Source organism: Streptomyces sp. NPDC047000 (assembly GCF_040644295.1).
Classification (GTDB): domain Bacteria; phylum Actinomycetota; class Actinomycetes; order Streptomycetales; family Streptomycetaceae; genus Streptomyces.
Genome location: NZ_JBEYWE010000012.1, coordinates 40,619 through 54,318 on the forward strand (window position 1 = coordinate 40,619; position 13,700 = coordinate 54,318).

General features: G+C 70.0%; 11 protein-coding genes. 4 read left to right on the plus strand and 7 right to left on the minus strand.

Annotated features, from left to right (window positions below):
* Positions 1–204 precede the first annotated feature (204 nt).
* The 3 genes from pflB to ABZ862_RS20200 all read left to right on the plus strand — a co-directional run bounded on the left by pflB (position 205) and on the right by ABZ862_RS20200 (position 3,754).
* Positions 205–2,505 (plus strand): formate C-acetyltransferase, encoded by a 2,301-nt coding sequence (pflB, locus tag ABZ862_RS20190; protein ID WP_360959903.1) that lies wholly within the window; start codon positions 205–207, stop codon positions 2,503–2,505.
* 12 nt (positions 2,506–2,517) lie between these two features.
* Positions 2,518–3,399, plus strand: coding sequence for a pyruvate formate-lyase-activating protein (gene pflA / locus ABZ862_RS20195; protein ID WP_360959905.1), 882 nt, complete (start codon positions 2,518–2,520; stop codon positions 3,397–3,399).
* A 178-nt stretch (positions 3,400–3,577) separates the two neighbouring features.
* The gene (locus tag ABZ862_RS20200; protein ID WP_360959907.1) at positions 3,578–3,754 is read left to right on the plus strand and encodes a hypothetical protein; all 177 of its coding nucleotides are present in this window, start codon (positions 3,578–3,580) and stop codon (positions 3,752–3,754) included.
* Positions 3,755–3,785: 31 nt separating this feature from the next.
* Here ABZ862_RS20200 and mscL read toward each other — a convergent pair whose 3' ends face one another.
* The 6 genes from mscL to ABZ862_RS20230 all read right to left on the minus strand — a co-directional run bounded on the left by mscL (position 3,786) and on the right by ABZ862_RS20230 (position 9,850).
* A complete protein-coding gene (mscL, locus tag ABZ862_RS20205) occupies positions 3,786–4,265 on the minus strand; it encodes a large conductance mechanosensitive channel protein MscL (protein ID WP_360959909.1) in 480 nt (159 codons plus the stop codon).
* A gap of 138 nt (positions 4,266–4,403) precedes the next feature.
* Positions 4,404–4,667, minus strand: coding sequence for a hypothetical protein (locus ABZ862_RS20210; RefSeq protein ID WP_360959911.1), 264 nt, complete (start codon positions 4,665–4,667; stop codon positions 4,404–4,406).
* A gap of 606 nt (positions 4,668–5,273) precedes the next feature.
* Positions 5,274–6,107, minus strand: coding sequence for an S-methyl-5'-thioadenosine phosphorylase (locus ABZ862_RS20215; protein WP_360959913.1), 834 nt, complete (start codon positions 6,105–6,107; stop codon positions 5,274–5,276).
* Between the two features lie 148 nt (positions 6,108–6,255).
* Positions 6,256–6,585 carry an FmdB family zinc ribbon protein gene (locus ABZ862_RS20220; protein WP_360959915.1) on the minus strand — a complete coding sequence of 110 codons (330 nt, stop codon included), beginning with the start codon at positions 6,583–6,585 and terminating at the stop codon, positions 6,256–6,258.
* Positions 6,586–6,653: 68 nt separating this feature from the next.
* Positions 6,654–7,955 (minus strand): MFS transporter, encoded by a 1,302-nt coding sequence (locus ABZ862_RS20225; protein ID WP_360959917.1) that lies wholly within the window; start codon positions 7,953–7,955, stop codon positions 6,654–6,656.
* Between the two features lie 335 nt (positions 7,956–8,290).
* Complete coding sequence (locus ABZ862_RS20230) at positions 8,291–9,850, minus strand: potassium/proton antiporter (protein ID WP_360960205.1); 1,560 nt, start codon at positions 9,848–9,850, stop codon at positions 8,291–8,293.
* A gap of 223 nt (positions 9,851–10,073) precedes the next feature.
* Between ABZ862_RS20230 and ABZ862_RS20235 the strand changes: the two genes are divergently transcribed.
* Positions 10,074–12,863 (plus strand): penicillin acylase family protein, encoded by a 2,790-nt coding sequence (locus ABZ862_RS20235; protein ID WP_360959918.1) that lies wholly within the window; start codon positions 10,074–10,076, stop codon positions 12,861–12,863.
* Positions 12,864–13,028: 165 nt separating this feature from the next.
* On the opposite strand, the gene ABZ862_RS20240 is transcribed toward ABZ862_RS20235, so the two are convergent.
* On the minus strand, positions 13,029–13,655 hold the full coding sequence (locus tag ABZ862_RS20240) for a 5-formyltetrahydrofolate cyclo-ligase (protein ID WP_360959919.1): 627 nt from the start codon (positions 13,653–13,655) through the stop codon (positions 13,029–13,031).
* Positions 13,656–13,700: the final 45 nt, after the last annotated feature.

The window sequence follows — 13,700 nt, forward strand, 5'->3', positions numbered from 1 at the left end:
TCGAAAAATCTTGTGAAGCGCTCCACAGCCGGTCAAAGGAACAAGGTCCCTGCCAAAACACCAGGTCGCACCGGGTGAAGGCCCATTTGATCGATCATCGATAGGACCTTTGGGTCCAGATGGGGGACCAACGCAACTCCCCGAACGCTTGCCATTGGCGTGCAATGGATGCGTACCGACGAAGAGATGCGGAAGGTGCGCGCGATGACTGCCACTCCTGCGGAACCCAACACCGTCACTCCTGCTGCGGCGGAGAGGGCGACTGACACGCCGACGACGGAGGACGCCTGGGAAGGCTTCCGCGGAGGCCTGTGGCGCGACGCTGTCGACGTCCGGGACTTTGTCCAGAACAACTACTCCCCCTACGAGGGCGACTCCACCTTCCTCGCCGGCCCCACCGAGCGGACCACGAAGGTATGGAACAAGCTCCTCGGGATGTTCCCGACCGAGATCGAGCGCGGCGTCTACGACGTCGACACCAAGACCCCGTCCCGGATCGACGCCTTCGCGCCCGGCTACATCGACAAGGACCTCGACGTCGTCGTCGGTCTCCAGACCGATGCCCCGCTCAAGCGCGCGATCATGCCGAACGGCGGCTGGCGCATGGTCGAGACGGCCCTCAACGCCTATGGCTACGAGGCCGACCCCGAGGTCAGGGAGATCTACACCAAGCTCCGCAAGACCCACAACGACGGTGTCTTCGACGCCTACACCCCGGAGATCCGCGCCTGCCGCTCCTCCGGCATCATCACCGGCCTGCCCGACGCCTACGGCCGCGGCCGCATCATCGGTGACTACCGCCGCGTCGCCCTCTACGGTGTCGACAAGCTGATCGAGGCCAAGCTCGCCGACAAGGCCGCCCTCGACGCCGACTGGCCGAGCGAGCGCGTCATGCAGGAGCGCGAGGAGACCAGCGAGCAGGTCAAGGCCCTCAAGGAGCTCAAGGCCATGGCCCGCTCCTACGGCTTCGACATCTCCCGCCCGGCCGCCACCGGCCGCGAGGCCGTCCAGTGGCTGTACTTCGCCTACCTGGGCGCCGTCAAGGAGCAGAACGGCGCGGCCATGTCGATCGGCCGCATCGACGCCTTCCTCGACATCTTCCTGCAGCGCGACATCGAGGCCGGCCGGCTCACCGAGGCCGAGGCCCAGGAGATCATCGACGACTTCGTCATCAAGCTCCGCATCGTCCGCTTCCTGCGCACCCCCGAGTACAACGAGCTCTACTCCGGCGACCCCACCTGGGTCACCTGGTCGATGGGCGGCATCGGTGCCGACGGGCGTCCGCTGGTCACCCGCACCACCTTCCGCGCCCTGAACACCCTGTACAACCTGGGTGCCGCGCCCGAGCCGAACCTCACCGTCTTCTGGTCGCCGAAGCTTCCGGAGCCGTTCAAGAAGTTCGCCTCCCAGGTCGCCATCGACACCAGCGCCCTCCAGTTCGAGTCCGACGAACTGATGCGGCCGAAGTACGGTGACGACACCGCGATCGCCTGCTGCGTCTCCGCGATGGCGATGGGCAAGCAGATGCAGTTCTTCGGCGCCCGTGTGAACGTCGCCAAGGCCCTGCTCTACGCGATCAACGGTGGCCGCGACGAGAAGTCCGGCAAGACCGTGGTCCAGGGCTTCGAGCCGATCACCGACGAGTACCTCGACTACGACGTCCTGGTCAAGCAGTACGACGCGATGCTGGACTGGCTGGCCAAGACCTACGTCCACGCGCTCAACGTCATCCACTACATGCACGACAAGTACGCCTACGAGCGGCTGGAGATGGCCCTCCACGACAAGGTGATCCTGCGCACCATGGCGTGCGGCATCGCCGGTCTGTCGGTCGCCGCCGACTCGCTCTCGGCCGCCAAGTACGCGCGTGTCAAGGTCATCCGTGACGAGACCGGCCTCGCCGTCGACTACGAGATCGAGGGTGAGTACCCGGCGTACGGCAACAACGACGACCGGCCCGACGACATCGCCAAGTGGATCGTCCACGAGTTCATGGAGAAGGTCCGCCGGCACCCGACCTACCGCGAGGCGGTGCACACCCAGTCGGTGCTCACCATCACCTCGAACGTCGTCTACGGCAAGAAGACCGGCAACACCCCGGACGGCCGTCGCGCCGGCACCCCGTTCGCCCCGGGCGCCAACCCGATGAACGGACGTGACGAGCACGGCTACATCGCCTCGGCGATGTCCGTCGCCAAGCTTCCGTACGACGACGCGGAGGACGGCATCTCGCTGACCAACACGATCACCCCGGACGCCCTGGGCCGTAACCCCGAGGACCGGACCAACAACCTCGCGGGTGTCCTCGACGGGTTCATGGGCAGCGACGGCTTCCACATGAACGTCAACGTCCTGGACAAGAAGACCCTCGAGGACGCGATGGAGCACCCCGAGAACTACCCGCAGCTCACCATCCGGGTCTCCGGATACGCTGTGAACTTCATCCGCCTCACCCGCGAGCAGCAGCTCGACGTGATCAACCGCACCTTCCACGGCTCGCTCTGAGAGAGAGGGACGATGACCATGCTTCTCCCGCCCGCGTCGGCCATGCCGGCGTGGGCGGGGTGCCCCGTCGACGAGGCCGATGCCTCGGCTGAGCAGGCCATCCCGTCCACGCCGAACGCTCCTTCCACCCCGTCCACGCCGGCCGCCGCGGTGGCCCGCAGGCCGGCGGTGGGCTCGATCCACTCCTGGGACCTCTCGACGGGGGTCGACGGACCCGGCACCCGCTTCGTGACCTTCCTCTCCGGTTGCCCGCTCACCTGCCTGTACTGCCACAACCCCGACACGTGGAAGATGCGGAACGGCAAGCGGACCACCGCCGACGACGTGATCGCCGAAGCGGCCAAGTTCCAGCGTTTCATCGCGGCCTCCGGTGGCGGTGCCACCGTCAGCGGCGGCGAACCGCTGCTCCAGCCGGTGTTCACCGGCGAGCTGCTCAACCGCTTCAAGCACGAACTCGGTCTGCACACCGCCCTGGACACCTCGGGCTTCCTCGGGGTCCGCGCCACGGACGCTCTGCTCCGTGACACCGACCTCGTCCTGCTCGACATCAAGTCCTGGGACCGTGAGACCTACCGCAAGGTCACCGGTCGTCCCCTCCAGCCCACGCTCGACTTCGCGCACCGGCTGGTGGACCTCGGCAAGGACGTCCATGTGCGGTTCGTGCTCGTCCCGGGCCTCACCGACGCCCCGGAGAACGTCGAAGGGGTCGCGACCTTCGCGGCCTCCCTCGGCAACGTCTCCCGCGTCGACGTTTTGCCCTTCCACAAGCTGGGAGAGGCGAAGTGGCAGGCACTCGGCAAGGAGTTCACCCTGCACGACACACCCAGCCCGACACCGGAGCAGACGGCACAGGCCAAGGCCGTCTTCGCCGCCCACGGACTGTACGCGGTGTGACCTCACCGGACGACCGGCGCCCGATCCGCAGCGATCGGGCCGGTCGTCCTTCTTCTCGTCCGGCCCCGGCCCCGGCCCCGGTGCCGTCCCGCCGGCCGTGACACGGCGGCGTGAGGCCCTGGCCGGACCGGGCGGCACGGCCCGGCACCGGCCGCGTCCCGAGCCGTACCCTGGAGCCATGAACAGCGACCCCGCCCCCGAGCCGCGCGAGCCGAAGGCCGCGCTGATCTTCGACGACCCGCTGGACCAGCAGTCGGCGGACGACACGGACCGCGGATGGGGCGAGCGCACCGACTCCGGCAGCGCAGCCGACCTCAGGCGCTTCCTCGACGAGAAGCCGCCCCACCACCTCTGAACCCGGCGCCGCAGCGCCGCGAGAGCCCGCCCTAGCCCCGGCCGGAACCCGAGCCGGTGCCGCGCTGCGCTATCAGTTCGTCGCGGATCTGCTCCAGCACCTCCAGCTCGGTCACCACGACGGTCCCCTGCGTGCCCTCCTTCGCCTTCCGGCGGGCTTCCACCCGGGCCAGATAGCGGGACATCGGCAGCACCATCAGGAAGTAGACCACCGCCGCGGTGATCACGAAGTTGAGCGTCGAGCCGAGCACCGAGCCCCACATGATCTGGATGCCGGTCCTGACCGTGCCGTCCGCGTTCAGCGTGCACGGGTCCTTCAGACAACTGCTGTAGCTGTCCAGGCTCTTGGTGCCCAGCGCGCCCACCACCGGGTTGATGACGCCTTTCACCACCGAGTTGACGATGCTGGTGAAGGCCGCGCCGATCACTACGGCGACTGCCAGATCGACGACGTTGCCGCGCATCAGAAAGGCTTTGAAGCCCTGCAGGACGCTCGGTTTCTTCTCGCTCACGGCGGATTTTCTCCTCAGGTGCACAGGTCGCGGGACGGACAACTCCGCAACCTACGTCACCCCGTGGCCGCTGTGTCCAGTCCGGGTGTACGAACACATGACCTGACAGGATGCCGCCCAGGAGACGACGCACCAGGTTCAGCACAGGGTCACCGCCAGCCGCGCCGTCGCACTCGCGCCCACCAGGCGCGCCGCGAGGGCACGGGGCACCGTGAGCACGATCAGCGCCCCGCTCTCACCGTCGTCCACGGCCTCGGGCACCGTCGCCACGCGGGCCCCGCGTGCGATCACCCGGGCGTCACCACCGTCCGCGGGTCCTCCGGCCGCGATGACGTCGACCCGGTCGCCGGGCCGCAGCAGCCGTACGGTGGCGGCGTCGGCGATCCGTACCGGTGCCGCCACCGGGGGGACCACCGGCCTGGCCGCCGGGCGCCGTCGGGCTGATTCCGGCACCGGACGGTCACGTGCCGGGCCCCGGGGATGTGCGTCCGTGGCGGTCCGCGGGCCCGTCGTGAGCAGGACCGCCGCCGTCACCGCCAGGCCGGCGGCCAGGAGCGGCACACAGCGCCTGGCGAACCGCCGGAAGCCGTACCAACCGCCACGCACCCGCACGGGCGGGAACAGCGGCACCTCGGAAGTCGGCGGGACATCGGTCCCCGGCGGGCGCGGCGAGGACGCGGTGGGCCGGAAGACGGGTGGGAAGGCCTCCCGGAGCGACGGACGAGGGGGCCGGGGGAGGGGACGCGGCGCGGGCTGCGGGGGAAACGGGGGAGCGGGGAAGGACATACGAGGTCACCACCTGCGACGGGAGAGCGGCTTGCGATGCCCCCACGATGAGGCTTCGAGGCGCCGCCCGTCCGAGCCGGTGGACCACCCGCCGGTTGTGGACAACTCCGCCACCCGAACGGGGAATTCCGCTTCCCGCGGTCCTCGCTCCGGCTCCGATCCCGTGGCCCTTGCCCTGATCCCGTGGTCCTCGCCCCGGTCAGGTCCAGCGCACCGGAAGTCCTACGGCAGGCTGAACCCCGGGTCCATCCCGCCGAGTGCCGACGCACACAGGCAGTCCCGCGCCGCATGGCCGGGCAGGGCGGCCACCGCGTCGAACAGCACGCCGCGCAGCCGGTCCACATTGGCGGAGAACACCCGGAGCACGTCATCGTGCGAGACGCCCTCGCCGGTCTCGGCGCCCGCGTCGAGGTCGGTGACCAGGGTCAGCGAGGTGTAGCAGAGTTCCAGTTCACGGGCGAGGGCGGCCTCGGGATGGCCGGTCATGCCGACCACCGACCAGCCCTGCGCCTGGTGCCAGAGCGACTCGGCGCGGGTCGAGAAGCGCGGCCCCTCGACCACGACCAGGGTGCCGCCGTCCATCGGTTCCCAGTCCCGGCCCCGTGCCGCCTTCAGCGCGGCGGCCCGGCCTGCGGGGCAGTAAGGGTCGGCGAGGGACACGTGGACCACGTTCGGCACCGTTCCGTCGGGCAGCGGCAGACCGTCGAAGTACGTGGCCGCCCGGGACTTCGTACGGTCCACCAGCTGGTCGGGCACCAGCAGCGTGCCCGGCCCGTACTCGGGGCGCAGCCCGCCCACCGCGCACGGGCCGAGCACCTGGCGCACGCCGAGGGAACGCAGCGCCCAGAGGTTGGCGCGGTAGTTGATGCGGTGCGGCGGCAGATGGTGGCCGCGGCCGTGCCGGGGCAGGAAGGCGACCCGGCGGCCGGCGATCTCACCGAGGAAGAGGGAGTCACTGGGCGGCCCGTAGGGGGTGTCCACCTGGACCTCGGTCACGTCGTCGAGGAACGAGTAGAAGCCGGAACCGCCGATTACGCCGATCTCTGCGTTCGCCATGCGCAGCACATTAGCCCGCTCGGCGTACCCGGCAGCACCCCGCCCGGCGGACCCCTGAGCGCCTTCGGCGGGACGGCACCCCTGGCCAGGGCCCGGGGAACGCCGAAGACCCTGCCGTCGCACGACGGCAGGGTCCCCGAAGGACGTCTCAGGCGGCCGAACTGCCGGCGGAGCTCGACGACGACGAGGAAGACGACGAGGACGACGGCTTCGAGTCGGACGTCGAGGAGGAGCCCGCGGAACTCGTGGAGCCCGCCGGACCCGACGGCTTCGACGCCGCGGGGCTGCTGCTCGACGAGGAGCCGCGGCTGTCGTTGCGGTAGAAGCCGGAGCCCTTGAAGACGATGCCGACCGCGGAGAACACCTTCTTCAGGCGGCCACTGCAGCTGGGGCACTCGGTCAGGGCGTCATCGGTGAACTTCTGTACCGCCTCGAGGCCCTCGCCGCACTCGGTGCACTGGTACTGGTACGTCGGCACTGGATTTCCTCCTGGCACTCTCACTCGATGAGTGCTAACGACGGTCCATAGTGACGTATTCCCGGGCGTCAGTCCACCGTGACCGGCGAGCGGTGACCGACGCCACGTGCGACCGTCCGGCCCGCCGCGCGTCCGGCCAGGCGCGAACGCAGCGCCACCAGGGTGACCAGAGCGAGTGCCGTGCCGGCCGCCGGCACCAGGAATCCGGCGCCGTCCCACAGCCGGTCCTCCAGCTGTCCCGCCACGGTGACGGCCGCCGCCTGGCCCAGGGCGACCGCGCCGGTCAGCCAGGTGAACGCCTCGGTGCGGGCGACGGCCGGCACCAGTCCCTCGACCAGGGTGTAGCCGGTGATCAGGGCGGGTGCGACGGTGGCGCCGACCAGGAGCCCGAGAGTGGCGAGGACCAGCACCGAATGGGCCGTCCACAGGGCCGCCGCGGCGAGCGCGAGGGCCGTGTAGCCGACCAGCAGACGGCGGTGCGGTGCCGTCCGCCAGGCGACGGCGCCGCACGCCAGACCGGAGAGCATGTTGCCCGCGGCGAAGACGCCGTACAGGACGCCGTTCAGTCCGGGCCGGCCGATCGACTCGGTGAACGCGGCCAGCGAGACCTGCATCCCGCCGAACACGGACCCGATGCCCAGGAACGTCACGACGAGCACCCGCACCCCGGGTACGCCGAGCGCGGAGGCGTGCCGCACGCGCGCGTGCCCGGCGGTCACGGGGGTCACGGGGGGCTGGGTGCTCTTGCGGGCGGCGAACAGCAGGCCGCCGACGAGCGTCAGGCCGGCCTCCGCCACCAGGCCGGCGGCCGGGGTCACGGAGGTGCACAGGGCCGTCGCCAGCAGCGGGCCGACGACGAAGGTCAACTCGTCGGTGACGGACTCGAAGGCCGCCGCGGTGGCCATCAGGGGCGAGTCCTGGAGCTTCACGCCCCAGCGAGACCGCACCATGGGCCCGATCTGCGGGACGGACGCGCCGGTCGGCACGGCCGCCGCGAACAGCGCCCACAGAGGGGCGTGCGCCAGGGCGAGCGCGGTGAGGGACAGGCCTGACACGACGTGCGCGAGGACGCCGGGGACCAGTACGGCGCGCTGGCCGTGGCGGTCGGCCAGACGGCCGCTGTACGGCGCGAAGAGCGCCATGGACACGCCGGTGACGGCAGCCACGGCGCCCGCCGCGCCGTAGGAGCCGGTGGTGTGCTGCACCAGCAGCACGATGGACAGGGTGAGCATCGCGAACGGCTGGCGCGCCGCGAAACCCGGCAGCAGGAACGTCCAGGCGCCGCGGGTGCGCAGCAAGGAACCGTAGCCCGGGCGGGAAGAGGGGGCCGTCGGGTCCTGCGAGGGCCCGGTGGAGACCGTGGATGCCACGGCCGTGCCTTTCTGCCGCCTGGTAGCGCGCCCGTGCGGGGGGCGCCGAGAGCTGTCCTCGTGCGCGGACCTGCGGTAGATACCGGTGCCCGTCACACGGGGCGAACCGGCCGCCATACGGTCGCGCCAGCTCTGCGTCAGGCAGAGGTGGTCCGATCAGAGTGCACGCTCATCCTACCGGGATCATGACGCGCCGTGCCTGTGAAAAGGGGCACCACGGAAGGGGCGGTCCGCGCGTGTGGTGCCCCGTTCGACGGGGCCGCTCCGAACGGCGGGTGTCCCGATCGGTGAGGGTGTCCCGTTCGGCGCGGCCCGGGTGGTCCGTGACGGCGCTCTCAATGCCGGTCCCTGCCGGTCATTCCCAGCCAGCCCGCCAGCTTGCCGCCCTGGGCGACCGCGCGCAGCCGCTGTTCCGCCGCGTCGCGGACCGGATCGGTGGCGACCACCAGCAGTTCGTCGCCGCGCCGCAGGACAGTCGAGGGCAGCGGCACGAACGACTTCCCGTCCCGGACGACGAGGGTGACGGCGGACCCGGTGGGCAGCCGCAGTTCGCTGATCTCGACGCCGTGCATCCGGGAGCCGTCGGGGACCGCCACGGACAGCAGATGGCCGCGCAGCCGCTCCAGGGGCGCCGACTCGATACCGAGGTCGGCGGCCTCCTCGGGCCGGCCGAGCTTCAGGGTGCGGGCCAGCCAGGGCAGTGTCGGGCCCTGGATCAGGGTGTAGACGACGACCAGGACGAAGACGATGTTGAAGATGCTCCGGCTGTCCTCGACGCCGTTCACCATGGGGATCGTCGCCAGGATGATGGGCACGGCGCCGCGCAGGCCCGCCCAGGACATCAGGACCTGATGGGCCCAGGGCACCCGGAAGGGCGTCAGGCACAGCACGATGCTCAGCGGGCGCGCCACCATCGTCAGCACCAGCCCGATGACGAGCGCGGGCCAGATGTCGTTGCCCATCGCGTGCGGGCTGACCAGCAGGCCGAGCAGGACGAACATGCCGATCTGGGCGATCCAGCCGAGTCCGTCGGCGAAACCGCGGGTGGCGGGCCAGTGCGGCAGCTTGGCGTTGCCCATCACCATGGCGGCGAGGTAGACGGCCAGGAAGCCGCTGCCGTGCACCAGGGCACCGGCGGCGTACGCGGTGACGGCGATGGCCATGACGGCGATCGGGTAGAGGCCGGAGGCCGGCAGCGCCACATGCCGCAGGCCCCAGGAGCCCAGCCACCCCACCGCGAGCCCGATCGCCGCGCCGATGGCCAGTTCCAGTGCTATCTCGCCCACCAGCACGTACCAGTGCTCGACGGGACCCGCGGTCGAGAAGGCGACGACCAGGATGACGACGGGCGCGTCGTTGAAGCCGGACTCGGCCTCCAGGGTGCCCGTCACGCGCGAGGGGAGGGGGATCTTGCGCAGCACGGAGAACACCGCCGCCGCGTCCGTGGAGGACACCACGGCGCCGATGATCAGGGCCTGACGCCATTCCAGCCCGATCAGCCAGTGCGCGCCCGCCGCCGTGACGCCGACGCTCACGGCGACACCGGCCAGCGCGAGGACGGCGGCGGAGGGCAGGACCGGCCGGATCTCCTTCCACTTCGTGCCGAGACCGCCCTCGGCGAGGATCACGACCAGGGCCGCGTACCCGATGACCTGGGTCAGTTCGGCGTTGTCGAAACGGATGTCGCCGAGGCCGTCCTGGCCCATGGCGACGCCGATGCCCAGGTAGACGAGCAGGCTGGGCAGCCCGCTGCGCGAGGAGATCCGGACCGCTGCGACGGCGACGAGCAGGACGAGCGAGCAGACGAGCAGGAGCTGGTTGAGGTGGTGAACGGTCAGTGGCCGAACCTTTCTGATCCGTGGGTGCCCGGAGCCCTGCGGAGGTTCCGGACACACGTCGTACAGGTACGAATACCGGCACGAAGCGGTCTGCACTTCACGGCAACTACTTCATTACCTTACCTAATTCTTGACGCTTTCTTGACGCTTGCGGCGGCATGATCGAACATCCGGCCGCACGGATCCCCACTCCGCGTCAAGCGGTGGGGGCCCCTGCGCCTATGGTTGCTCCAGCACTCCAGGACCGCCTGCCGCTCGCGTTAGGACAGCAAGGACAGCGATGCCCCCCAACACCACCGCCACCACCGGTGACAAGCCCGGCAAGTCCGGCAGGAAGAAGGGGCGCAAAGCCCGTCTGATCGTGCTCGTCCTGGTGATGGCGCTCATCGGCGGCATCGCCTACGGGGCGTTCTGGTCGGTCAGTACCGTGCGTGCCTCCTTCCCGCAGACCACGGGATCCATCACACTCGACGGTCTGTCAGGCCCGGTCGAGGTCAAGCGGGACGGGTACGGCATCCCGCAGATCTACGCCTCGTCCGACGAGGACCTGTTCATGGCGCAGGGCTACGTCCAGGCGCAGGACCGGTTCTACGAGATGGACGTCCGCCGCCACATGACCTCCGGACGGCTGTCGGAGATGTTCGGCAAGGGACAGGTCAAGAACGACGAGTTCCTGCGCACCCTGGGCTGGGACCGCGTGGCGAAGAAGGAGTACGACACCAAGCTGTCGTCCGCCACGAAGAAGTACCTCCAGGCGTACGCCGCCGGGGTCAATGCCTACCTCAAGGGCAAGGACGGCAAGGACATCTCCCTCGAGTACGCCGCACTCGGGTTCACCAACGACTACACGCCCGCGCAGTGGACCCCGGTGGACTCGGTCTCCTGGCTGAAGGCGATGGCCTGGGACCTGCGCGGCAACATGCAGGACGAGGTCGACCGCGCCCTGATGACCAGCCGTCTCGGCCCCAAGCAGATCGCCGACCTGTACCCGCAGTACCCGTACAGCCGCAACAAGGCGATCGTCCAGGAGGGCCAGTACGACGAGCTCACCAAGACGTTCGCCCAGGAGGGCTCGACGACGTCCTCCCAGACGACGACGGGCACCGCCGGAACCACCGGAACCACCGGCACTACGGGCGCCACGACCTCCACGACGACCGGTTCGGGCCTCACCAGCCAGCTGGAGGGCCTCTACACGGTCCTGGACGGCCTGCCCACCGCCGTCGGTGTGAACGGCCAGGGCATCGGCTCCAACTCCTGGGTGGTGGCCGGGAAGTACACCATCACCGGTAAGCCGCTGCTCGCCAACGACCCGCACCTGTCGGCCTCGTTGCCGTCCGTCTGGTACCAGATGGGCCTGCACTGCCGCACCGTCTCCAGCAAGTGCCAGTACGACGTCACGGGCTACACCTTCGCCGGCATGCCCGGTGTGATAATCGGCCACAACGCCGACATCGCCTGGGGCATGACCAACTCCGGCGTCGACGTCACCGACCTCTACCTGGAGAAGCTCTCCGGCGACGGATACCTCTCCGACGGCAAGGTCGTGCCCTTCAAGAGCCGTGAGGAGACCATCAAGGTCGCCGGCGGCACGTCCAAGAAGATCGTCGTACGTGAGACCGGCAACGGCCCCCTGCTGTCCGACCGCGACGACGACCTCGTGAAGGTCGGCAAGAAGGCGACCGTCGACACCGCCGCTCCCGACCGCGGCGACGGCTACGGCATCGCCCTGCGCTGGACCGCGCTCGACGCGGGCACGACCATGGACGCCATCTTCTCGATGGACAAGGCGGCGAACTGGACGGACTTCCGTGCCGCGGCGGCACTGTTCGACGTGCCGTCGCAGAACCTGATCTACGCCGACACGCAGAACAACATCGGTTACACGCTCCCCGGCAAGATCCCCACGCGTGCGCAGGGCGACGACGGGTCGATCCCGGCGCCCGGCTGGGACTCGAAGTACGACTGGACCGGCTACATCCAGCAGGACGAGCTGCCCTACGAGTACAACCCGAAACGCGGCTACATCGTCACCGCCAACCAGGCGGTCGTCGACAAGGACAAGTACCCCTACACGCTGACCACCGACTGGGGCTACGGCACCCGCAGTCAGCGCATCACCGACCTGATCGAGTCGAAGATCAAGGGCGGCGGCAAGATCTCCACCGACGACATGCGCCAGATGCAGCTCGACAACAGCAGCGAGATCGCCAAACTGCTGGTGCCCAAGCTGCTGAAGGTCGACATCGCCGACAAGGACGTCCGCGAGGCACAGAAGCTCCTGGAGGGCTGGGACTACACCCAGGACTCCGGCTCGGCGGCGGCGGCCTACTTCAACGCCGTCTGGCGCAACGTCCTCAAGCTCGCCTTCGGCAACAAGCTGCCCAAGGAACTGCGCGTCAAGGGCCAGTGCCTGTGGGTCGACAAGATCGACAGCACCGGCCCGGTCGACGAGGACGGCAGCAAGGTGCGCGAGTGCGGTCTGCGTGACGCCGACCAGGCGCAGCCGGACGGCGGCGACCGCTGGTTCGAGGTCGTGCGCAAGCTCATGGACGACGAGAACAGCGACTGGTGGAAGACCCCGGCCGGCGTCGGTGACCGTCCCAAGGCCGAGAACCGCGACCAGCTCTTCAAGCGCGCCATGATCGACGCGCGCTGGGAGCTGACCGCCAAGCTGGGCAAGGACATCGACTCCTGGAACTGGGGCCGGCTGCACCGCCTGTTCCTGAAGAACCAGACCCTCGGCACCGAGGGCCCCGGCATCGTCCAGTACGTCCTCAACCGCGGTCCCTGGAAGCTCAGCGGCGGCGAGGCCACCGTCAACGCGACCGGCTGGAACGCGGCCGGCGGCTACGGCGTCGTCTGGGTGCCGTCGATGCGGATGGTCGTCAACCTCGCCGACCTCGACAAATCGAAGTGGATCAACCTCACGGGCGCCTCGGGACACGCCTACAGCGCCCACTACACCGACCAGACCGGCAAGTGGGCCGAGGGCGAACTGCTGCCCTGGTCGTTCTCGGGCAACGCCGTCGACAAGAGCACCAGCGACACGCTCACCCTGAAACCGTGAGCCGCTGACACCACGGCCGCTGACAGCCCAGCCGCTGACACCACGGCCACCGGACCGCCCGCCGGACCGGCGGCCACTCCAAGGAAACGGCCCTCCACGCGCGCGTGGAGGGCCGTTCGCACGTCCCGGTAGAGCGGCGGGCCGGTCCGGGAACCGTCGCGGCTCTCAGGTCCCGCCCCCGCCGAACCGGCGCACCCCCGACGGCGTCACCACCGCGTCCACCGGACGGTCGTGCGCCTCACCGGGGACGTGCCCGACGACCTCCGAGTCGTACAGCAGCACCAGCAGCGCCGGACGGACGCCCGCCCGCTCCAGCCGGGCGAGCACACGGTCGTACGACCCCCCGCCGCGCCCCAGCCGCATCCCGCGCGTGTCGACCGCGACCCCGGGCAGCAGGACGGCGTCCGCGGCGGTCACGGCGTCCGGGCCCAGTCGCGCGCCGGACGGCTCCAGGAGCACCGTCCGGGCGCCGTGCCGTACGTGAGAGAGCGAGCCCTCCCCGGCGTACACGCCCCAGTCGAGGTCGTTGTCGGGCAGCAGCGCGGGAAGCAGCACCCGTACGCCCCGCGCGCGCAGCGCGTCCAGTAGCGCCGGGGTGCCGGGTTCGCCGCCGACGGAGACGTACGCGGCGACCGTGCGCGCCCGCGCCAGTTCGGGCAGCCCGAGCGCCCGCGCGGTGAGCGCCGCGGCGCACTCCCGTACGTCGTCGTCGGTCAGCCCGTTCCGCGCCGTGAGGAACTTCCGGCGCAGCGTTCTCTTGTCCGGCCCTGCCGGATGTCCGGGCTGTTTCACGGGGCGTTCACCTACCGTTCTGAAGAACTTCCGTACAGGCCCGGA